We start from the raw sequence: 22,063 nt of genomic DNA, 5'->3' as shown, positions 1-22,063 counted from the left end.
GGCTGCCTGGTTGATGTGTCTTACTTCACCTCGGCGGTGTTGAGCGGAACGACAAACTTGCCGGAAAGAATCTCCTGCCGCTTGGCAGATATTTCGCCCTTCACCGCCTGCGGGATCTTGCCGTCGAAATCATGATAGGGTGCGATGTCGGTGCCGCCTTCGGCCATCGAAAACCATTTCGGTTCGGCGTTGCCATTGAATTGCGCACCGGCCTTGTGTTTCAGCCATTCGCCGATGATCCAGTTGAGATCGGGCTTCCAGCTGATGATGGCGCTGGACGCAATGGCGTCGGGCGCGACCTTGCTCTGGTCGTTGATGTTGGCGAAGCACATGATCTTGTGCTCCTGGCAGGGCTTGAAATTGTCGGTCAGCATGAAAACGACGTCGGCGCCGGCCGCGATCTGCACATTGGCATGCTCAGCCGCCAGCGCATTGTCGGACCACGAGCCGATGAACGAAAGCCGATGCTGGATGTCCGGCCTGATCGACTTTGCACCCTCGAAGAACGCATTGATCTGGTCGTTGACGTCATTGGCTGGAAAGGTGCCGACGATGCCGACCATGCCTGTCTTGGTGGTATGGCCAGCCAGCATCCCAAGCAGATAGGAAGGCTCATGCAGCCGCTTGTAGATCCAGTATTGATTTGGCCCGGCTGGGTGATTGCCGGAGCCGGTGACAACAAACATCAGGTCGGGGAACTCGACGCTCAGCTTCTGGACCTGGTCCGAATAGGTGCCATGGCCCCAGATGATGTCGTATTCACCACTCTCTGCGTAGAAACGCATGGCGTTCTCAGCATCGTCTCCGTACAGCGGATCGGTATGTTCCCATGCAATCTCCAGCCCCTCGGGCCTTTCCTGTTTCAGTTGCTCAAGCGCGCCGAGCAGCGTCCGGTCCCAGCCGACGTCAGGCAGGTCCTGCAGGATAACAGCCAGTTTCAGCGTCTTTGGGACATCCGCGAATGAGCGTACAAGCCCCGACAGAAGCAGGGCGCCCGCCGTGCCCAGGATTGCCGTGCGTCGCGTAATGGTATTCGTCATCGCTTGATCCTCTCATTCCAGTCCGAGAACTGTCCAATGCCGCCCTGTCGTCATCCGGATGTTCTTGTCTTTTCCGGTTGCCTACTTGGAGGCGGCGATCGCCTGGACAACGTCCCCATGGCGTTGTTGGCAGCCGGTCTTCCGGCTTAGGTCCGAACTTCCACGGCGAAGGTCGGCTAACAATGGCTGCGATTTCTTTCGCGCATATCCACAATTAATCATGTCCGAAAATGCGCCCATGACTAGAGCATAGTGCCGAAAAGTGTGAAGCGGTTTTCACGGACAAACGGAAACCGTTTGTCCAGACATCATGCTCTATCTCTTTGATCTAGAGGCGGATTCCGATTTCAGGTCGATTCGACCTGAATTCATCCGGCTCTAGTGTGCGCCGATACCGTTGCCGGCCACGACGCCATAACGCAGGCCCCTTTCGCGCAGCCAGCGGCGGTAGGCGGCCGACGCGGCGTCGGCGCGGATCGGCACCTCGGAACGGGGATCCAGCGGCAGCCTCTTCGGAACCTGATTCTCCAGGATCGGCTTGTCCTGACCCAGGATGGTCTGATGAAATCGCCTCAGCGTCGCGAGGTCGCGGATCTCATCCAGCAAGCAGATGACGATATGGACGAGCACCCAGTCCTCTTCGACCGGCTGTCCGAACAGCGCGATGACGTCGCGTCGGTCGCGTTGCCGAGACCCCGTCTTGTAAAGGACGGCGCAGAACGGGTGCGGCACCCGGTAGATGTATTCCGTATCGGCCCCTGTCGTCGAATCCGCATTCGCCTGCGGCTGGTAGAACTCGCAATCGGTGACCATTATTTCGGGTGGCTCGGCCGAAACCTGCACTTTGTAAGGCTTGACCTCGGTGTGCGGCTCCTCGCCGAGAATGCCGGTGTGGACGAATGGGAAATGCCCCATGTCGAGAAAGTTCTCGACGGCCCTGGGCGCCGATACGTTTACCCTTACGACGCCCTGGATGATGTGGCGGCGATCGGCTTCGGAAAATTCCGGAATCTCGAACAGGTCGCGCTCCGGCGTGCCGAGCGTCGTCCAGACATAGCCGAACCGCTCGATGACAGGTAGCTCTGTTTGGGCAGCTTCGACGGTAGCGTGGCCTTGCCAGACGGCGGCCTTGCCCTCGCGCCGGCCAACGGCAATCGGCTCACCGAGCAGGACCGTCCTCACCGCCCGATCGATCGGCAAGTCCTCGACACAGGCGACGACATGCCAGTCGTTGAGCGCAACGGGATCGAGATGAGAGAAATTGCTCATGGTGCTGTCCAGCCTGGAATGTCTGTTGTCGGTGAACGGATCTGGCCAAGGCGCGACCGGCAACCAGGTTGCAAGACATCGGTCCGTTGCCTGACGCCGGATCAACCCTGATTGCCCGACAATTCATCTGTGCCTGGAAAACCGCCATGTCCGCTCTTGAGGAAAGCATATCGCCAGTTCACCCGCCCGGTTCTGGAGGCAATGCTTGCCTCGTCATCCGGAGGCACGTGGGCAACCATCAGGCGTTGCGCTTCTGCTCTCGGAGTTCGGTCGGTGAACAGTCGAACGCCAGCTTGACCTGCCGCGAGAAATGATAGGGGTTCTTGTAGCCGACCTGGTAGGCGATCTCGCTGATCGACAGTCCTGTCCGCTGCAGCAGATGCGTGCCGTAATCGAGGCGGCAACGCCACAGATATTTGGCCGGCGTCATGCCGAGATGTTTCTTGAACGCCGAGACCAGATATTGCGGGCTGACGCGCACCTGCTGCGCCACCCGCTCGATCGACAGATCGGCGGCAAAGTTCTCTTCGAGGAAACGGCGTGCCTGCAGGATCGTCTGCGGGATCGGCCGCTCCGCCTCGATCACCTCGGCCTCGTAGATGAAGGCGTGGAGCAAGGCGTTGGTCAGCGACTCGCGAACACCACTGCGGCCGCCACGCTCGCCGAGGCCAAGATCAACACCCAACTGCATGAGGGTGTGGACCATCGGCGAGGCGACGATGAACGGCGCGAACTTCTCGCGCTCCTTGTACAGCCACGCCGCGTTCTGCGGCCGGCCATCGCACCAGCTGACATGGGTCAGCGTTTCCGGCGCCACCGACGTCATGTAGCGATCACGCGTGAGCGACAGAGCACATTGTCCTGCCTCCAGTTGCAGGACGCTGTCATCCGCCTCAAGCGTCAGGGATCCGACGTGGACAAGCATGAAGGCCAGATAGTCGCCACCGATCGGCCCGTAGTCGCCGCCATTCTCATAGGTTAGTTCGCCGAAGGTGTTCTCGCGGCTAAGGTCGATCGGTGGCAGGCGCATATCGGCTTCCCCCTGTCAGACTGCCGGTGCCATGCAAATGAAGTCGATCCGCGTTCCGGCTGCGTCTCCAATTGTCGAAGCTATGGCCTCGTGACGCAAGATACCGCCAATCAACCTGCTCATGGCGGCAGACCGATGCTTCCACGCGCACAGCCCAGGCTAGCCGAGGCGATCCGCCAGGCGATCTCCAGAGAGGCCGCCCTTGAACGCTCGCTGGTCAACGGCTTGTCGAGATCGACGTCGAGCCGCGCTGGCCAGTCGTCGTCACTCGGGTGGGATCACACTGGTGGACATAGCCGAAATGAAGGGCGCCTTGGTCAAAGGCGCCCTTCGCATCGGCGGCGCGCTTCGGTCCTGGAGGTACGGACTCAAGCATTTTGAGAGGAGCCACCCGATGAGCTCACTGGGCCCGCTTGCCCAGCGAGCATTCGTATATTTCGGCGAAGTGCTACAACAATCCGCTAGAAATCGCGCTGGAAGCGGAGGAGGCCGCCGACACTATTCTCTTTCGTAGCGCCGACCCAGTTACGGTTGTCAATCTGGCCAAACTTGCCATCGTGGTTATAGTCAACTTCGGCCGTGACCGTGAAGCCGGGGACGACATCGTAGGCAACGTTTGCCGCGACACCGTAATTCTTGTCATCGTCAGCGGAAACCTGGAGATTGAACGAGGTCTTCTCGTTGAACTTGTAGGTGCCGCCTCCCCAGACTGCCCAGTTGCCGCCCCACTGCTTATAGAAGTTGCGGTCGATGTTCTTGTCGGTGCCGTAGCCGGCCATCAAGAACAGAGACAGAGCGCTCGAAGCGTTCACGTCCAAGCGAACCTTGCCGGCATATTCTTCGAAGGTGCTGTCATAAGCAGCGACGCCCGTGATCGCGCCCCAGCCCTGCGTGTACTTCACGCCGCCGACGACATGCGGGACATAGCTGTCGATCGTGTCGTAACCCGAACTGATGTACGCGAAAGGCGGGACGCCGGTCGGGCCAGCGCTGCCGCTACCTTCTTCGAGGGAAACCACGCCCGACAAACCGTTGCCGAGGTCGAAGTAGTACTGGACGACGTTGCTGTCGAAGCCGCCATAGGGGACGATCGTGTCGTTGATGACGTTGCCGGCGTAACCGATGAAGGTGTCGAAGGCCGGGTCGTCCTTACCGACGCGCAGACCACCGATCTGGATCCAGGCGAAGTTCAGCGTAATGCCCGTGTTGCGGGCCTGCCAGTTGTTGCGGCTGTCGTTGGTCGTGGCCTGGTTGGCATAGTCGCCGAAGCTGTTGCCGAAGTTGAAGCGGGTCTCGGTGTAGGTCTTCAACGTGCCGAGTTCGGTTTCCTGGCCGGTCCAGGTCTTCAGGTTGAAGCGGGCATTCTTCCAGTAGGTCGAGTGGTCGTCTTCGCCCATGCTGTCAGGAACGTGATTGACGCCATCGAACGAACCGGCATCACCCACGCCGACGTCGTAGCGGACATAGCCGCCGATGCGCAGGCAGGTTTCGGTGCCGGGGATGTAGAAGTAACCAGCGCCGTAGACGTCGCAGATCTTGACGTATTCAGCGGGTTCCGGCTCGGCAACAACGACGGCGTCGGCGGCGCGCGCACCGGAAACTGCGATCAGAGCCGCAGCTGAGCCGAAAAGAAGGCTCTTGATGTTCATTTTCCTCTCCATTCAAAAGATCAAAAAAAGCCAGGGTATCTTTCGAGGCTGGCAACCCGCTCCCCGGAAAACGCCGCACCCATGGATCCAAGCTCCTCCTGCCGTCCGCAGCCGAAGGCGCCACTTCCGTCAATCGACGGAAATTGCTTGCAAAATGGCTCGGACGACAAACTTGGCGGTGGATGTATGCGGTGATTTCGCGATGACGTTAGGACAGGCGCAACTCGTCACGAATGGCGCTGCTACGCAAAACCATATCTGTGGCTAATGCCCTGTCCGCGGCAGCCATGTATCTGCCTGTGGCGCGCTCCCGGACGGTCAACCGGGTCTGGGCTCGTAGATCGGGAATGCCTCGCAAAGCTCCTCGACCGACCGCCGAGCCGCCTTCTCCTGTTCGGCGCCCCATTGCGTTCCGACCGCATCCAGCACGTCGGCTATGAGATTGCCGACACGGGCAAACTCGCCCTCGCCGAAACCGCGCGTGGTGGCGGCCGGTGTGCCCAGCCGTATACCGGAGGTGACGGCAGGCGGCGCCGGATCGAAAGGAATGCCGTTCTTGTTGCAGGTCAGCCCTGCCCTGCCCAACGCCTCCTCCGCGTCCTTGCCGGACAGGCCTTTGCCGCGCAGGTCGACCAGCAGCAGATGCGTATCGGTTCCGCCGGAGACAATGTCGAATCCGCGCTCGCCAAGCGTCGCGGCCAGCTTTCTGGCATTCGCCACCATCTGCCGGGCATAGGTCTTGAACCCGTCCTCCAAGGCTTCACCCAGGGCAACGGCCTTGGCAGCAATGACATGCATCAGCGGGCCTCCCTGCAGGCCAGGGAACACCGCCGAATTCAGCTTCTTGGCGATGTCCTGGTTGTTGGTCAGGATCATGCCGCCGCGCGGGCCGCGCAGCGTCTTGTGCGTCGTGGTGGTGACGATATCGGCGACCTCGACCGGGTTGGGATGCACGCCGCCGGCGACCAGGCCGGCGAAATGCGCCATGTCGACCATCATCAGCGCGCCGACGGCATCGGCGATCGCCCGGATGCGCTTGAAGTCGATGATGCGCGGATAGGCCGATCCACCCGCGATAATCAGCTTTGGCCGTGTTTCCCGCGCCTTGGCCTCCAGCTCCTCAAAGTCGATAAGGCAGTCGCTCTGGCGCACGCCGTATTGCACGGCGTTGAACCATTTTCCCGACAGTGTCGGCCGGGCACCGTGCGTCAGATGCCCGCCGGCGGCGAGCGACAGACCCATGAAGGTGTCGCCCGGCTTCAGCATGGCGAGCATCACCGCGCCGTTGGCCTGGGCGCCGGAATGCGGCTGCACATTGGCGTGCGCCGCGCCAAACAGCCGGCAGGCCCTGTCGATGGCAGCCGCTTCGGCCAGATCGACATATTGGCAGCCGCCGTAGTAGCGGTGCCCCGGATAGCCCTCGGCATATTTGTTGGTCATCACCGAGCCTTGTGCCTCCAGCACAGCCGGCGAAACGATATTTTCGGATGCGATCAGCTCGATTTCGGACCGCTGCCGGCCCATCTCGCGTGCAATCGCATCGGCGACCACCGCATCCTGGAGCTTGAGGTTCCTCTGGAAAAAGCCGGTCATTCTGCTCGTCTCCTGGCGGCAAAAGGCGGACACGGTTTTCGGCGTCGCCATTGCCTGGTGTTGGAATTGAAACGGGGAGCTAGTTCACCGCGTCAGGCGGGGTGCGGCCTTCGAAGAAGGCCGACAGATTATCGATCACCCGCATGCCCATTGCGATGCGCGTTTCGCTGGTGGCGCTACCCAGATGGGGCAGCAGCACGACATCTTCACGCTCCGTCAAGGCGCGCGGCACAGACGGCTCCGTCTCGAACACGTCGAGCCCGGCACCAGTAATCCGACGCTCACGCAGCGCCTGGACCAGTGCGTCCTCATCCACCACATCGCCGCGCGCGGTGTTGATCAGGAAGGCTGATTTCTTCATGCGGGCAAGACGACGTTCGTTGATGAGGCGGGTGTTTTCGCCACCGCCCGGACAATGCAGCGACACGAAATCCGAGGCCGCCAGCACCTCGTCCACAGTCGCCAGCTGCCGCGCCGGCATGCCGGGGTGGGGAACCGGCTGGCTGTCGAAGAAGACGACCTCCATGCCGAAGCCGAAGTGACAGCGCCTGGCCATGGCCTGGCCGATCCTTCCCATGCCGATGATGCCGACGGTCTTGCCGCTGACCTGGGTGCCGCAGAGATGCGTCGGCCGCCAGCCGGTCCATTTGCCGGAGCGCAGCTCGCGCTCGCCCTCTCCGGCACGGCGCGCGCACATCAAAAGCAGCGTCATGGCGAGATCGGCGGTGGCATCGGTCAACACGGCGGGCGTGTTGGTGACGATCAGCCCTGCTGCGCTGGCGGCGGCAATGTCGATGTGGTTGAAGCCGACACCGAAATTGCCAAGTATTCTTGCCCTGACTCCGCCTGCAAAGAGATCCGCGCCAAGCCGATCGGTTACGGTCGGCAGCACGGCATCGGCAAGCAGCAGGGCCTGGCGAAGCTCTTGTTGCTCATAGGGCCGATCGGCTTCATTCAGCGTGACATCGAAATGGTCGCCAAGGCGCTGTTCGACCTCATGCGGCCAGCGCCGTGTAACGATTACCTTCGGTTTGCTCATGGCTACGATCCTCTCAAGCCGCGCGTTCATGCCGCGGCTGCAAGGTCCGGCCGATCTCGGCGCGGTACCATTCCTGCGCAGCGGCAACACCGGAGCCGGCCTCGATTCGGGCTCCGGCGTCGCGTAACGACATTTCCGCCGAGGCCAGGGCGGCGAGGCACATGACCTCGTTGAGGTCGCCGAGATGGCCGATGCGGAACACGCGGCCAGCCACCTTGCTGAGGCCCGCGCCGAAGGATGTGCGATATCTGGAATATCCGTTGGCGATGACCTGTCTGGCATCGACGTCCTCGGGGACGACGATCGCCGAAACCGTATCCGACCACCATTTTTCCTCGTTGGCGCAGAGCTTTAGTCCCCACGCATGCACGCCGCGGCGCACACCTTCGGCGAGCCGGTGGTGCCGGGCAAAAATCTGCTCCAGTCCCTCGGCAAAGATAAGGTCGAGGCTGGCTCTCAGGCCAAGCAGCAACTGCGTTGGCGGCGTATAGGGGAAGAAGCCGGTCTTGGACGAAGCCTGCATATCCTCGAAGCTGAAATAGCAACGCTCCATGCGCGACTGCTTGTGCGCTTCCAGAGCCTTGGCGCTCACCGCCAGGATGCCGAGACCGGCAGGCAGCATCAGCCCTTTCTGCGAACCGGTGATGGCGAGGTCGACGCCCCATTCGTCCATTCGGAAATCGATCGAGCCGATCGAGCTGACGCCGTCGACGAACAGCAGCGCATCGTGAGCCGTTTCGTCGAGCGCGGCACGCACGCCGGCGACGTCGGACGTCACGCCGGTCGCGGTCTCGTTGTGGGTGGCGAATACCGCCTTGATCTTGCTGCCCTTGTCGTCGCCCAGCCGTTGCCGATAGGCGTCGAGCGGAACCCCCTCACCCCATTCGACATCGATGCAATCGACCTCAAGTCCAAGGCGCTCGGCCATGTCGACCCACAGGTGCGAGAACTGGCCGAAACGCGACATCAGCACCCGGTCGCCACGATTGAGCGTGTTGGAGATCGCCGCTTCCCAGGCACCGGTGCCCGAGCCGGGAAAGATGAAGACGCTGCCGGTCTCGGTCTTGAATATCCGCTTCAGGTCGTGAAACAAAGGCAGGACCAGTTCCGGAAAATCCGGGGCGCGCATATCCTGCATCGGCACGTTCATGGCCCGCCGCACAGCGTCGGGAATGTTGGTCGGACCCGGGATAAAGAGATGCGCCGTTCCATTTTTCATGATCTGGTTCTCCTGTTGATATGAGCATCGCCACACACGGGTCGGTGTTGCCGCCTTACGCGAACACAACCGTTTTTCGTCCGTTGATCATGACGCGGGCTTCGAGGTGCCGTTTGATGGCACGCGCCAGAACGCGGCTTTCGATGTCACGGCCGGTCGCGATAAAATCCTCGACGCTCATGGAATGCGTTACCCGCTCGGTTTCCTGCTCGATGATCGGCCCCTCGTCGAGTTGGGCGGTCACATAGTGAGCCGTGGCGCCGATCAGCTTCACTCCGTGCTCGAAAGCCTGGTGATACGGCCGCGCGCCCTTGAAGCTTGGCAGGAACGAATGGTGGATGTTGATGACCTTGCCGAACAGGCGCCCCGCGAGGTCGTCGGAATACACTTGCATGTAGCGAGCCAGGACGACGAGGTCGGCGCCGACGTCCTCGATCACCGCCAGTATCCGGCCTTCCTGTTCCTGCTTGTTCTCCTTCGAGATGGGCAAGACGTGGTAGGGAATGCCGGCCCATGCCGCAGTTTCGCGGCTGTCTTCGTGGTTGGAGATGATCGCTGCGACCTCGGCTTCGAGCCAGCCAACACGGATCTGGTAGATGAGGTGAAGCAATGCATGGTCAAACTTCGAGACCATGATGACGATTTTCGGCCGACGGCTCCGCTCAAGCAGGCGGCTGCTCAGGCCGAAGCGATCCACCACAGGCGCAAGTCCCTTGGTGATGGCATCGGCAGACACCCAGGCGGGCGCCGAAAAGGCAATGCGCATGAAGAAACGGTTCGAGGCCCTGTCCCAATGCTGGCTGCTTTCAGCAATGTTCGTGCCAAGGTTGGCGAGTTCGGTCGTCACTGCCGCTACGATCCCGGCCTGGTCTTCGCAGGACAGCGTCAGAATGAACGACAGTCGAAGCGCTGCACAATTCATCGTTCGTTGACCCGCGGCCAGCACGCCTCGCGATAATCGGCGAACCAGGCAAGCGTCTTTTCCCATCCGCCGAATGGGAAGAAATGGAGGTGTAGTGGCGCGGTCGGCGCCGGGTAGCTTGCCGCCATGGTTTGTAAGATCTCGGCTGGGTTCCGGTCGGCCACGATGTTGAAGAGGCCGCTGGCGGAACGCCGCAGCGCCGCGATCGAAGGGCCGACACCGCACATCATGGCGAACCGGATGAGTTTGGTAAGGCTGGTCACACCGGCCAGACCAACATGAACCGGCAGCCCGGGATGCGCCGTATGCAGACTGCTCGCCCAGGCGGCGATCGTGTCGCCATCGAAGGCGAATTGCGATACGACCCTGGCTTCCAGCGACCGCTCGGCACAGATGTCGAGCTTGCGCCGCAATGCGTCCGTCAGTACGGCTTCGACGATGCTTGGATGCCCTTCCGGATAGCCGGCGACGAAGGCGGTTCGTATCGCACTGTCTTTGACCACGGGATGGGCGAGCAACTGGGTTGCCTCTCCCAACGGCCCCGGAAAGAGAGCCGGATTGCCGCCAAGAAAGAGCGCTTCGCTTATCCCGTTTCGACTGTGGGCGGTGACAAGATCGACATAGTCCTGCTCCGAATTGAAGTTCCGCGCGCCCAGATGTGGCACCGGCACAAAACCCAACTCCTTGATCCGGCGCGCTGCTTCGATTTGCAAAGCCTCGGGCTTGCCGGGAAGGTGAGTAAGAAAGACGCGCGAGCCAAGCGGGAAGCAGTCGGCTGGTGGCGCAAAGGTGCGTGCCTGCGCCGGTGCCAGTTCGATCGACACCTCCGCGTCGAACGCAAATGTAGCCGAACCTCGCGTCTGGATAAGCTCTTGGCGCATGTCGTTCATGATCTTTCCAGGTCTCTCCCGACCAGCTCCACGATTTCGCGGCACCGTAGGCCGCGGCAATGGGAGCCGGGCAGACCAGCTGCCCGGCTTGTCGTCACGGGAGGATGCAACGACAGGACTCTCAGTTCTGAAACAGCGTTTCGCTAACCGTTGGCGGCGCGTTTGAGCGACAGGAACGGCAGCCCCACGACATGCGCCCTGACATCGGCCGCCACGCCGTCCTTGTTCCACTTCAGCGTGAGCTCGGTGCCGGTCTCGGCGGCCTCACGCCGCAGATGGCCGAAGCCGATCATCCTGCCGGTCGAAGGTGACCAGGCGACGCTGCTGGCGTGCCCAACTTCCTTCCCGCCGCGAAAGGCTTTCAGCGGATACCACTGCACGCGCCGCAGATTTCCGGGCGCATTGCTCTCAAGCCCCTTGCCGTCGAGGGCTTGCGACCAGTCGATGTCGAGCCCGACGAGCTGGCGATGGTCACCCGTGTTCGACATGCGCTGCAGCGCCGCCTTGCCGATGAAATCGGCCTTGCGAAAGTCGACCAGCCGGCCCAGGCCGAGGTCGAAGGGCGACGCACGATACTTTCCAGCTGCCTGAATGCTGGCGCCGCCATGGTCTGGGCCGGCACTTGTATAGTCGTAGCCAACGATCAGCAGCCCGGCTTCGAGACGTGCTATGTCGAGCGCCCAGGCGCCGGCAGGAAGGATGCCAAAAGGCTTGCCTGCCGCCTCGACCGCGTCCCACACGGCGGCGCCGTCATCCGCCTTGACCCACAATTCATAGCCATGCTCGCCGGTAAAACCCTGGCGCAGGATCTCGACCCGTCTGCCGGCAATTGTGACGATGGCCAAGCGAGAGAACGGCAATTCCTGCACGGACTGGGTGACAGCCTCCAGCACTTCGCGGGAACGCGGTCCCTGCAAGGTGAGGATGCCGTAGCTATCGGATATGTCGGTGACACGGACGTCGAGGCCTTCGGCATGCTGCTTCCACCAGGAAAGGCCGGGATCGGCGGAAACGCGGAAGGTGGTTTCATCCATGCGGAAAACCAGACCGTCGCCGACGACATGGCCGTTCTCGTCGCACCACGGTGCATAGTAGATCTGGCCGACCTGCAGCTTCTTGATGTCGCGCGGGATGAGCGCATCCATCATCCTCTCGGCATCCGGACCGGCAATGACATATTTCGACAGTGGTGACATGTCGCCCATGGCCACCCTGTTGCGGATAGCCGCCAGTTCCTCGACCATATCGGAGTAGCAATCGACGACCATGTTCCTGTCCCAGCGCATCCAGAGTGCGTTCTGGTTCAGCGGTGCCGTCCGTTCGACGAAGGGCGTGCCGCGAAAGGCGACATGGGCATCTGCCACCACGCTCAGGCCGGACGTGAATTTGATGTCGTTCATTCCAGGTCTCCTCCCAGTCGCAAGGCACTTTGCTGCGACATTCGACGACAACGGGTGAAGAACAGCGCACCTCGCGCCATGGAAACGAAACCATCCAAGCGCAGACCGCAGGGACGGCTTCCTGCGAGCAGCAACCCGCTCAGTCAGATGTCTCTTGCCTCATCCGTATCTTGGGTGAGACTTTCACTTCGCAGCGTTTTTCGGAATGCCCCCGGTTGCCGACGGCATACCCGCAGTTCAACCTGAATATTTGAAGCCGCCGTCGGATTGCTTTCGCTGTCAGCCTTCACCGGCAAATGCTCGCTTGCGGTCGACCAGGTAACGCCGTCTCACCGCACAAGCTCGGCCCGTTCAGCCGTAGCATCGAAGCCTGAATTGGCAGCTCGACGCGTGGGGGGAAAGGCGGTAGCGCGCTGGCGCTACCAAATTTCTCACCCAGGAGTGCGGTGAGACGTCCGGCGATTTCGACTTCGATTCCGCGGATCATCGTGCGATCGAATGCTGGCATTTCAACCAGGTCCAGCATCGCCTCCGCAGAATCGTCAGCCGGCCTGCTACGCTGCGAGGGAGCCCGCCGGTCCGCCGTAGATTATAGCAATATGTATATTAGCTATTCCTTGACAATCGATGTGGGCTCTGGTTTCCTGATTTTACGGGTATTTAACCAAGTTCGTTGCGTTTTTTACGGACGGTGTTCGCATGTCAACAGTGGTTGTCGCGGACCCGCGGGGGGTATATCTCGCCGGTCTGGAATGGGTGTTGCAGAAGGCTGGACACGATGTTGTCGCCCAGTGTCGCCGCCCTGTGGACGTTCTCGCTCATGTGGAGCGCCATCAGCCTGATATGGTCATCATAGGCGTGGATCTCGCGGATCAGCAGACATCAGGTCTTTCCTCACGGCTGAAGGCCGGCAACAGCGCTCTCGGCATCATCTTCATCGTACAGCCAACCGGCAGGCTCGATGTCAGGGAAATACAGACGCTCGACGTCGATGGCCTGTTTCTGGACGGCATCAGCCACCGCTTTCTCATCGAATGCGTGAATGCGGTGGCGGCGGGCAAGAAGTGGATCGACAACAAGATCGTCCAGCAGCTGCTGATGCCCGGTTCGCAGCCGCAGCCAATGTCCCGGCTGACCGGGCGGGAGACCGAAATCGCCGATCTCGTCTCGCGCGGGCTGCGCAACAAGACCATCGCGCAGCGGCTGCATTTATCCGAAGGCACGGTGAAGATGCACCTGCATCACGTCTACGAGAAGTTGCACCTAGGCGGCCGGGCGGAACTGGCCTGGATGACGCACGGCAAAGCCGCCGAGCGTCCGGGAATGGGCCGAACCGGCCTGCTCTGAACACTCTCCACTCGCACCGACATTGTACGCACGGCAACGGCCGCAGAGCCGTCTGACGGCATCTGGCGCGTGCCTGCGCGACCTCCCGCAGCGCCGGTCAACCTGATCGAAGGATATATATCCTTCGATCAGGTGCGGACATTGACCGCAATACTATCGAAGCGGGAATGGACGCGCCCTCTGCGCCGGCGGCACATTGCAGGATCAAAGGCCGCAATTCTGTGCGCCAGCGGATGCACTTGGGTAGGGGCATCCGGCACCTGGGGGGGTGAATCCCCTTTTCTTGATGCGTTTAAACAGGGGAGAACCTCCATGCTCGACATCACAGCCCAAGACATCATCATCGACGAGACCACTGGCCTTCAGGACAGCGATGTTAACCCGACCGTTCCGCCGCACAACAACGCCACCGTGAGTTATCTCCTTGGCCTCGACGGCCCGGGCGGGCTGACCTCGCCGGAGGTCGCCTTCAAGTCCAACTTCGTGGTGGCCTCGGCGAGCGCAGGGGAAACCATCACCTCGGTCGTTCTCACGCAGAACGCCTCCGGAACCCCGTTTTCCACCACCGTCGGCGTGAACAGCGGCATCCGGACGGTCGATGGCAATTATGTCTGGCTGTTCAAAGACGCAACTCATGCAAACGTCGTGATCGGCGTCATTGGTACCTCTAACCCGCTCGTCGCACCCGCTGCGACCGGGCCGCTCGCCTACTCGTTTGCGCTGATAACCACCGACGCCACCCATGCGGACTTGTACACGGTCCAGTATGTGCCGTTGCTTCATCCGGTCGCGACCGACCCGGACGACCGCATCGATCTGACAGATCATGTGTTCGCCTCGGTCTCGGGGACCACCGTGGCCAATTTCTCTGGCCAGAACGCCGCACCCGGCAATCATGACTTCTACGCGATCAATTCGTCCGGCGGCGCCGCCAGTCAGCTTCTGGTGACAGGGTTCCTGGGGGCGAACAATGCCACCGCCAACGTGAGTACCCAAGGCTTCGGCGTCAACAACCAGAGCATCAATCCGACCGAAACGCTGCAGGTCGATTTCGTCTCCGGTGCCAACCTGCCCGCAGGTTCTGCCTCGCAAATCCAGTACGGCAGCCATATCGATAATATCACGCATGCCGGGTTCACGATCAACCAGATCACGCCTTCCAATCCGAATTTGCGGGTGGACATCAAGATCACCGCCCTCGACGTTCAGGGCAACGAGCAAGGCTTGAACTTCTATGACGGCAGCCCGACCACCGCCGCGCCCATCACCAGCCTCACGCTGATCGGCCAGTCGGGGGTTGCATCCCCCATCACCGCCAATGGTACCTATGACGTCGCGGGGAACGTTGATGTCACCATCAGTGGGCTCGGGACCAACATCGTCACAATCACCGGACTCGATAACATCACCACTGTCAACGTCACCACTAGCAGCCAAATGGATCGGTTGCTGGTTACGGGTGTCGATTCAAACGAAGGGTGCGACATCACCGAGTTCCATTTCTCGACAACGACCACCAACGCCTACACCGAACAGGTCGGCTCGTTCATCAACTTCGACGACGACGGGCCGACGCTTTCGATCACGGCCGCGCCGGTGGTTGGTGCCGCCGAAGTGGTCGAGGCGAGCGGGGCTGGCGGGCACAGCCAGGCGACGATCACGCCACCGACCTTCACCGCGAGCGCGGTGGACGGCGTCACCACGAATGTGACCTACGCACTTGCCCTGGCCGGCGGGGCGGCGACCGGGCTGCTGACGACGGAGGGCAACCATGCGATCACGCTGGTGGTCGACTCGGCCACCCAGGTCTCGGGCCAGTACGACAGCGACGGCGACAGCGTGCTCGACGCGACGGCGTTCACGGTGACACTGTCTGGCACGACGGTGACGCTGACGTCGTTGGTTGCCCTTGAGCACTCGAACACGCAAGGCGTCGGCGAGGACAACACGCTCGACCTCAACGGTCTGATCAACGTGGTGGCAACGGTGACGGCGACGGACGGCGACAACGACGTCGTATCGCAGCAAAGCTCCAGCTCGGGGCTGTCGCTGACCTTCGACGACACCGATCCGACACTTTCGATCACGGCCGCGCCGGTGGTTGGTGCCGCCGAAGTGGTCGAGGCGAGCGGGGCTGGCGGGCACAGCCAGGCGACGATCACGCCACCGACCTTCACCGCGAGCGCGGTCGACGGCGTCACCACGAATGTGACCTACGCACTTGCCCTGGCCGGCGGGGCGGCGACCGGGCTGCTGACGACGGAGGGCAACCATGCGATCACGCTGGTGGTCGACTCGGCCACCCAGGTCTCGGGCCAGTACGACAGCGACGGCGACAGCGTGCTCGACGCGACGGCGTTCACGGTGACACTGTCTGGCACGACGGTGACGCTGACGTCGTTGGTTGCCCTTGAGCACTCGAACACGCAAGGCGTCGGCGAGGACAACACGCTCGACCTCAACGGTCTGATCAACGTGGTGGCAACGGTGACGGCGACGGACGGCGACAACGACGTCGTATCGCAGCAAAGCTCCAGCTCGGGGCTGTCGCTGACCTTCGACGACACCGATCCGACACTTTCGATCACGGCCGCGACGGTGGTTGGCGCAGCCGAGGTGATCGAGGCGAGCGGGGCTGGCGGGCACAGCCAGGCGACGATCACGCCACCGACCTTCACCGCGAGCGCGGTCGACGGCGTCACCACGAATGTGACCTACGCACTTGCCCTGGCCGGCGGGGCGGCGACCGGGCTGCTGACGACGGAGGGCAACCATGCGATCACGCTGGTGGTCGACTCGGCCACCCAGGTCTCGGGCCAGTACGACAGCGACGGCGACAGCGTGCTCGACGCGACGGCGTTCACGGTGACACTGTCTGGCACGACGGTGACGCTGACGTCGTTGGTTGCCCTTGAGCACTCGAACACGCAAGGCGTCGGCGAGGACAACACGCTCGACCTCAACGGTCTGATCAACGTGGTGGCAACGGTGACGGCGACGGACGGCGACAACGACGTCGTATCGCAGCAAAGCTCCAGCTCGGGGCTGTCGCTGACCTTCGACGACACCGATCCGACACTTTCGATCACGGCCGCGACGGTGGTTGGCGCAGCCGAGGTGATCGAGGCGAGCGGGGCTGGCGGGCACAGCCAGGCGACGATCACGCCACCGACCTTCACCGCGAGCGCGGTCGACGGCGTCACCACGAATGTGACCTACGCACTTGCCCTGGCCGGCGGGGCGGCGACCGGGCTGCTGACGACGGAGGGCAACCATGCGATCACGCTGGTGGTCGACTCGGCCACCCAGGTCTCGGGCCAGTACGACAGCGACGGCGACAGCGTGCTCGACGCGACGGCGTTCACGGTGACACTGTCTGGCACGACGGTGACGCTGACGTCGTTGGTTGCCCTTGAGCACTCGAACGCGCCGCAAGGCGTCGGCGAGGACAACACCCTCGACCTCAACGGTCTGATCAACGTGGTGGCAACGGTGACGGCGACGGACGGCGACAACGACGTCGTGTCGCAGCAAAGCACCAGTTCGGGGCTGTCGCTGACCTTCGACGACACCGATCCGACACTTTCGATCACGGCCGCGACGGTGGTTGGCGCAGCCGGGGTGATCGAGGCGAGCGGGGTTGGCGGGCAGGCGACGATCACGCCGCCGGCCTTCACCGCGAGCGCGGTGGACGGCGTCACCACGAATGTGACCTACGCACTTGCCCTGGCCGGCGGGGCGGCGACCGGGCTGCTGACGACGGAGGGCAACCATGCGATCACGCTGGTGGTCGACTCGGCCACCCAGGTCTCGGGCCAGTACGACAGCGACGGCGACAGCGTGCTCGACGCGACGGCGTTCACGGTGACACTGTCTGGCACGACGGTGACGCTGACGTCGTTGGTTGCCCTTGAGCACTCGAACACGCAAGGCGTCGGCGAGGACAACACGCTCGACCTCAACGGTCTGATCAACGTGGTGGCAACGGTGACGGCGACGGACGGCGACAACGACGTCGTATCGCAGCAAAGCTCCAGCTCGGGGCCGTTGTCTCTGACCTTCGACGACACCGATCCGACGATCACGGTGCCGTTCGACGGTGACCAGAACGCCGGCAACGGTACCGGGACCCACGAGACTCTGGCCAACACGCTCAACGCGTCGGCTATCGGAGCCTTCGGGTACGACATGGTGGACAAGCATACGGCCGCAGAATATTTGGCGGGTGCTAGCGATTTCGTCGATGTCAACGGTGCCCTTGCCGGCATCCAGATCACCCTTGACGGCAATCTCACCGGCCTTGTGCCGGCACCCGGCACGACCCCGTTCCTTAGCTCGGTCGCGACGCTGCAGTCGGAAAGCGCTACCTCGGCGACGTTCAACTGGACCGCTAGCTACGACAGCGACCCGAACACGGCTGGCATTCAGCCGGGCTCGGTGGGTGGTACTCTCGTCTTCCACAAGGATGCCGGCACTTATACCATCACCTTGAGCGACACGGTGGAGGGCTTCACCAAGGACATTCTGCACACCAGTGAGCTTCTATTCAAGGAGCCCTTGAGCAACACCGGTCACCCGAACATCGTGGTGGAGAAGCTCTTCGAGGCGGACAGCACACCCGAAACGACCGACCGGGACTTCTTCGTGCAGTTCACCGGCAACTCGAACCCCAACGGTAGCCCGTTAGGTTTCAATGCGACAGGCGATGGCGCGCCGGCTGGATTGCCTAACAATCTTGACACGGCTTTCGACGCTGGCCAGCAGATCAGTAGCAACTTCGAGGATTGGATTTCTGCAACCCAAGCCACGAACGGAGTTGCCGGTGACACGATCCAGAAGGGTGAGTTGCTTACACTGCGGTTCTTCGACCACAGCCCCGGCATCGTCACCGACGACGGAGTCAACAACGTCCCGAACCAGTCTGCCACCGACATGGCCATCAAGTTCGACGGTATCGGGAACAGCGAAGATCTTATGCTGATCCTCAATCTCGTCAACTACGGTTCCGACGGGATTGCCGGCGGCAGCGGCACCGCCGCCGACACGTTCACCACGAAGGCGATGTACGTGTCGAACACGAACATCTTCAAGGCGGGGCAGGTCCCCACCGCATACGCGGCGGACTTCCCGCTCGATAACAACGACGGTCTCGTCATCATCGAGAAGAACGACTACAACGCAACCGGTGAGAACTGGGTGCTCCAAGGCGCCCAGATCATGCAGTCCGGCAACGGGCTCACCGGTACTGCAATCGACCTGAACAAAGCAACCGGTACTGGTACGACTGGTGCCAGCACGGGAACCCACGCCTTCGACGTGACCGACAATGACGTGCTGAAGATCACGGACATCGGCTTCACCTCGACCCAGACCACGACGCCGGATGCACATCTCGACTTCGCCTTCCAGGTGGCGGACGCTGATGGGGATGTGACCGTCCCCCAGCACATACTTGTCGACGTCGTCTGACACTTGACCAGCGGGGGCAGCCAATGCTGCCCCCAACCTTCCCGCACGAGATGTCATCCCGCACACCAGAGAAATAACGATGAAAACCAAACAACAGCCCCCTGCCCTGCAGGTGGTGATGAAAGAGGCCAGACGTGCCATCCGGCCGCTTGTCTGGTTCAGCGGCGGCATCAACGTGCTGATGCTGACCGGAGCGCTCTACATGCTCCAAGTCTACCACCGCGTGTTGTCCAGCCACAGCCTGGAGACGCTGGTGATGCTGTCGCTGATGGCGGCAGGGGCGCTCGCGGCAATGGCGGGGCTTGAGGTGGTGCGCGGGCGCCTGCTGGCTACCGTCGGATCGTGGATGAACGCGCGATTGGCACCGGTTCTCCTGACCGCATCGGTGGAATATGCCGCCTCGGCGCCAGGCCAAGCCAACGCCCGTCCGCTGCGCGACCTGGATCAAGTGCGCAACTTCTTCACCAGCCCCAGCATCTTCCCGATCCTCGACGCGCCTTGGGCACCGTTGTTCTTCGTTGCCATATTCTTCATGCACCCATGGCTGGGCTGGTTGGCGCTTTGCGGCGGGATCGTGCTGTTTGCTTTGGCGCTGCTCAACGAATACCTCACACGCAAGCCGCTGACCGAGGCCGCAAGCGCACAGTCGCGGGCCTATGTGCAAGCCGAGGCGGCGATCCGCAACGCCGAGGTCGTCCAGGCGATGGGCATGTTGAAGCCATTGCTGGAAGGCTGGAAGGCCCAACAGGACGAGGCCAACAAGGGACAGGTTCTTGCCGCCAACCGTGGCGGCGTCATCGCGGCCATCGCGCGTTGCCACCGGCTGGCCCTGCAAATGGCCATACTCGGCCTCGGCGCCTATCTGGTTCTTCGCAACGAGGCCTCGCCAGGCATCATGATCTCCGCCTCGATCCTGATGGGTCGCGCCTTGTCGCCGGTCGAGCAAGCGATCGGCACATGGAAGGCGACGGTGGGAGCGCGTGCCGCTTACAAACGCCTCACCGCGGTCGCCGGACAGCACCGGGAAGCCACACCGGTCCTGCCACTGCCCCGTCCGAAAGGCAGGTTTGAGGCCGACAACCTTGTGCTTGCCCGACAGGGTGGCGAGCACATCCTGAAAGGCATCAGCTTCCGTCTCGAGCCGGGTGAAGCGATGGCCCTGATCGGTCCGAGCGGGGCCGGCAAGACGAGCCTGGCGCGCATACTTGCCGGTGCCTGGCGCCCGTCGGGGGGGCGTGCCTTGCTGGACGGAACGGATGTTGCCCAATGGGCGGCGGAAGACCGTGGCCGTTATGTCGGCTATTTGCCGCAGGACATCGAACTCTTCGCCGGCACCGTATCCGACAACATCGCCCGCTTTGCGACGGTCAATCCGGCGGTCTTCCAGCACGTGATCAAGGCAGCGCAGTTGGCCGGCGTCCACGAACTCATCAAGGGGCTGCCGAAGGCCTACGGCACCGAGATCGGCGAGGCGGGTGCGATACTGTCGGGCGGGCAGCGCCAACGCATCGGGCTGGCGCGGGCACTTTACGGCGACCCCACGCTGCTTATCCTCGACGAACCCAATTCCAACCTCGACAGGGAGGGCGAGGAGGCATTGATTGCCGCTCTCGGCGTGGCCAAGGCGACGAACACAACCGTTATCCTGATCGCGCACCGCGCCAACATCTTGGAGAAGGTAGACAAGATACTGGTCCTCAACAGGGGTCAGCAAGATCTCTTCGGGCCGCGCGACCATGTCTTCAACGAACTCGCCAGCCGCGTCAGCAAGGTGGCCCATCTGCCCAAGGCTACCCAGTTGCCTGCCCTCGAAGTGGTCAAGGAAACCAAAGAGGTCAAGGAAGCATGAGCCGCCCCCCGGAATTGAACGTCGTGCCGTTGCCCCTTCCGCCGCCCTCCCTGCTGCAACCGATGCCGCTGCGTCTCACAGGCGTGACCTGCACCGGGTTCGCGATCATGTTCCTGTTCTTCGGCGTCGCGGGAGGTTGGGCGGCCCTGGCACCGTTGGACAGCGCCGCTGTGGCGCCGGGCGTTATCAAGGTCGCCGGCGACCGCAAGCTGATCCAGCACCTCGAGGGCGGCATCATCGCGGAGTTGAACGCAGCCAACGGTGATGTCGTCAAGGCCGGCAAGATCCTCGTCCGGCTCGACGACACGCAGGCAAAGGCGCAGCTCGACCTGATCCAGAACCGGATAGCAACGCGTGAGGCGCTGGCCGCGCGTCTCAGGGCCGAGCGTGACGGCAGGGCCGAGATCGAGTTCGATCCGGCGTTGCTCGCCAACCCCGCCACCGCCGCAAGGGACGCGGTGGCCGCACAGCGTGACGTGCTCGCTGCGAAGCACCACAATCTGGCGGACGAGCGGGAAATCCTCAGCCAGCGCCGCCACCAGACCGAGGAGGAGATAAAGGGACTGGAAGAGCTTATCGTCACCAAGGACAAACAGATCGAGGCAATCGAGGGTGAGACCAAAGACCTCGAGAGTCTCCTCAAGAAGGGGCTGACTACCCGCGAGCGGAACCTGTTGCTCAGACGACAGCAGCAGGAGATCGAGGGCGAGCGCGCCACCAACATCGCCGCAATCGCCCGCGCCAGAAGCGCCATGGCCGAGATCGACATGCAGATCCTGAACCTCGACACCGTGCGGCTCAACGAGTCCGTCGATGAGTTGAGCAAGGTCGAGGCGGAACTGTTCGACCTGAGACAGGAGGAGCGTGCCGCCAGGGACGTGCTTACCCGTACCGATGTCGTCGCACCGGTTGACGGCATCGTCATGGATCTGAAGGTCCACACCGCGGGCGGTGTCGTGAAACCCGGCGATACATTGATGACGATCGTACCGCTCGGACAACAACTCGTGGTCGAAGCCATGGTCAAACCGGAGGATGTCGAGACGATCGCACCCGGACAGCCCGCGCGCGTCAGCTTCCCGGCCTTCGCCCGCTACAACCTGCCGCCGCTCGAGGGTGTCGTGGAGATCGTGTCGGCCGACCGCATGGTTGAGGAGCGCAGCGGCGCACCGTATTTCGCCGCGACGGTTGTGATCGACAAAAGCGAACTCGGCAAGCTGGAGGGCCGCAAGCTGCTGCCCGGCATGTCGAACGAGACGATGATCCGGACGGGGGCTCGCACCGTTCTCTCTTATCTCGCCGAGCCGATCACGCAGAACTTCCGCCGGGCCATGCGGGAAAAATAGC

The 22,063-nt window shown here is 62.3% G+C and carries 14 protein-coding genes; 4 read left to right on the top strand and 10 right to left on the bottom strand.

Annotated features, from left to right (window positions below; genetic code table 11):
* Positions 1–20 precede the first annotated feature (20 nt).
* From A9K65_RS10680 to A9K65_RS10635, 10 genes are all read right to left on the bottom strand, one after another.
* Complete coding sequence (locus A9K65_RS10680) at positions 21–1,040, bottom strand: BMP family protein (RefSeq protein ID WP_064995315.1); 1,020 nt, start codon at positions 1,038–1,040, stop codon at positions 21–23.
* Positions 1,041–1,418: 378 nt separating this feature from the next.
* Positions 1,419–2,309: an aromatic ring-hydroxylating dioxygenase subunit alpha gene (locus tag A9K65_RS10675; protein WP_064995314.1), complete on the bottom strand. Its 891-nt coding sequence runs from the start codon at positions 2,307–2,309 to the stop codon at positions 1,419–1,421.
* A 238-nt stretch (positions 2,310–2,547) separates the two neighbouring features.
* Complete coding sequence (locus A9K65_RS10670; RefSeq protein WP_013529886.1) at positions 2,548–3,339, bottom strand: AraC family transcriptional regulator; 792 nt, start codon at positions 3,337–3,339, stop codon at positions 2,548–2,550.
* A gap of 461 nt (positions 3,340–3,800) precedes the next feature.
* Positions 3,801–4,988 (bottom strand): porin, encoded by a 1,188-nt coding sequence (locus A9K65_RS10665; RefSeq protein WP_063172972.1) that lies wholly within the window; start codon positions 4,986–4,988, stop codon positions 3,801–3,803.
* A gap of 318 nt (positions 4,989–5,306) precedes the next feature.
* On the bottom strand, positions 5,307–6,581 hold the full coding sequence (gene glyA / locus A9K65_RS10660; RefSeq protein WP_064995476.1) for a serine hydroxymethyltransferase: 1,275 nt from the start codon (positions 6,579–6,581) through the stop codon (positions 5,307–5,309).
* A 79-nt stretch (positions 6,582–6,660) separates the two neighbouring features.
* The gene (locus tag A9K65_RS10655; protein WP_024505108.1) at positions 6,661–7,620 is read right to left on the bottom strand and encodes a D-glycerate dehydrogenase; all 960 of its coding nucleotides are present in this window, start codon (positions 7,618–7,620) and stop codon (positions 6,661–6,663) included.
* A 13-nt stretch (positions 7,621–7,633) separates the two neighbouring features.
* Positions 7,634–8,839 (bottom strand): aminotransferase class V-fold PLP-dependent enzyme, encoded by a 1,206-nt coding sequence (locus tag A9K65_RS10650; protein ID WP_027163728.1) that lies wholly within the window; start codon positions 8,837–8,839, stop codon positions 7,634–7,636.
* 55 nt (positions 8,840–8,894) lie between these two features.
* Positions 8,895–9,761, bottom strand: a complete 867-nt coding sequence (gene purU / locus A9K65_RS10645; RefSeq protein WP_064995313.1) for a formyltetrahydrofolate deformylase — start codon at positions 9,759–9,761, stop codon at positions 8,895–8,897.
* Positions 9,758–10,651 (bottom strand): methylenetetrahydrofolate reductase, encoded by an 894-nt coding sequence (locus A9K65_RS10640; RefSeq protein WP_064995312.1) that lies wholly within the window; start codon positions 10,649–10,651, stop codon positions 9,758–9,760. Before A9K65_RS10640 ends, purU begins: the two co-directional genes overlap by 4 nt.
* A 143-nt stretch (positions 10,652–10,794) precedes the next feature.
* Complete coding sequence (locus A9K65_RS10635) at positions 10,795–12,051, bottom strand: aminomethyltransferase family protein (protein ID WP_064995311.1); 1,257 nt, start codon at positions 12,049–12,051, stop codon at positions 10,795–10,797.
* Positions 12,052–12,894: 843 nt separating this feature from the next.
* Here A9K65_RS10635 and A9K65_RS10630 point away from each other — a divergent pair.
* The 4 genes from A9K65_RS10630 (at position 12,895) to A9K65_RS10615 (ending at position 22,062) form a co-directional block, all read left to right on the top strand.
* Positions 12,895–13,398, top strand: a complete 504-nt coding sequence (locus tag A9K65_RS10630) for a response regulator transcription factor (protein WP_245322029.1) — start codon at positions 12,895–12,897, stop codon at positions 13,396–13,398.
* Positions 13,399–13,710: 312 nt separating this feature from the next.
* Positions 13,711–18,867, top strand: a complete 5,157-nt coding sequence (locus A9K65_RS35630) for a DUF5801 repeats-in-toxin domain-containing protein (RefSeq protein ID WP_198327579.1) — start codon at positions 13,711–13,713, stop codon at positions 18,865–18,867.
* 79 nt (positions 18,868–18,946) lie between these two features.
* Positions 18,947–20,716: a type I secretion system permease/ATPase gene (locus A9K65_RS10620; RefSeq protein WP_064995308.1), complete on the top strand. Its 1,770-nt coding sequence runs from the start codon at positions 18,947–18,949 to the stop codon at positions 20,714–20,716.
* Positions 20,713–22,062: an HlyD family type I secretion periplasmic adaptor subunit gene (locus A9K65_RS10615; protein WP_084016226.1), complete on the top strand. Its 1,350-nt coding sequence runs from the start codon at positions 20,713–20,715 to the stop codon at positions 22,060–22,062. Before A9K65_RS10620 ends, A9K65_RS10615 begins: the two co-directional genes overlap by 4 nt.
* Position 22,063: the final 1 nt, after the last annotated feature.

The sequence above is a fragment of the Mesorhizobium sp. WSM1497 genome (assembly GCF_001672455.2).
In the GTDB taxonomy this organism is placed as follows: domain Bacteria; phylum Pseudomonadota; class Alphaproteobacteria; order Rhizobiales; family Rhizobiaceae; genus Mesorhizobium; species Mesorhizobium ciceri.
This window is presented reverse-complemented; position numbering and strand designations above follow the sequence as displayed.

Bases quoted from the DNA above. Each gene is read 5' to 3' on its own strand.
- A9K65_RS10680 (WP_064995315.1), bottom strand. From the start codon at position 1,040: ATGACGAATACCATTACGCGACGCACGGCAATCCTGGGCACGGCGGGC.
- A9K65_RS10675 (WP_064995314.1), bottom strand. From the start codon at position 2,309: ATGAGCAATTTCTCTCATCTCGATCCCGTTGCGCTCAACGACTGGCAT.
- A9K65_RS10670 (WP_013529886.1), bottom strand. From the start codon at position 3,339: ATGCGCCTGCCACCGATCGACCTTAGCCGCGAGAACACCTTCGGCGAA.
- A9K65_RS10665 (WP_063172972.1), bottom strand. From the start codon at position 4,988: ATGAACATCAAGAGCCTTCTTTTCGGCTCAGCTGCGGCTCTGATCGCA.
- glyA (WP_064995476.1), bottom strand. From the start codon at position 6,581: ATGACCGGCTTTTTCCAGAGGAACCTCAAGCTCCAGGATGCGGTGGTC.
- A9K65_RS10655 (WP_024505108.1), bottom strand. From the start codon at position 7,620: ATGAGCAAACCGAAGGTAATCGTTACACGGCGCTGGCCGCATGAGGTC.
- A9K65_RS10650 (WP_027163728.1), bottom strand. From the start codon at position 8,839: ATGAAAAATGGAACGGCGCATCTCTTTATCCCGGGTCCGACCAACATT.
- purU (WP_064995313.1), bottom strand. From the start codon at position 9,761: ATGAATTGTGCAGCGCTTCGACTGTCGTTCATTCTGACGCTGTCCTGC.
- A9K65_RS10640 (WP_064995312.1), bottom strand. From the start codon at position 10,651: ATGAACGACATGCGCCAAGAGCTTATCCAGACGCGAGGTTCGGCTACA.
- A9K65_RS10635 (WP_064995311.1), bottom strand. From the start codon at position 12,051: ATGAACGACATCAAATTCACGTCCGGCCTGAGCGTGGTGGCAGATGCC.
- A9K65_RS10630 (WP_245322029.1), top strand. From the start codon at position 12,895: ATGGTCATCATAGGCGTGGATCTCGCGGATCAGCAGACATCAGGTCTT.
- A9K65_RS35630 (WP_198327579.1), top strand. From the start codon at position 13,711: ATGCTCGACATCACAGCCCAAGACATCATCATCGACGAGACCACTGGC.
- A9K65_RS10620 (WP_064995308.1), top strand. From the start codon at position 18,947: ATGAAAACCAAACAACAGCCCCCTGCCCTGCAGGTGGTGATGAAAGAG.
- A9K65_RS10615 (WP_084016226.1), top strand. From the start codon at position 20,713: ATGAGCCGCCCCCCGGAATTGAACGTCGTGCCGTTGCCCCTTCCGCCG.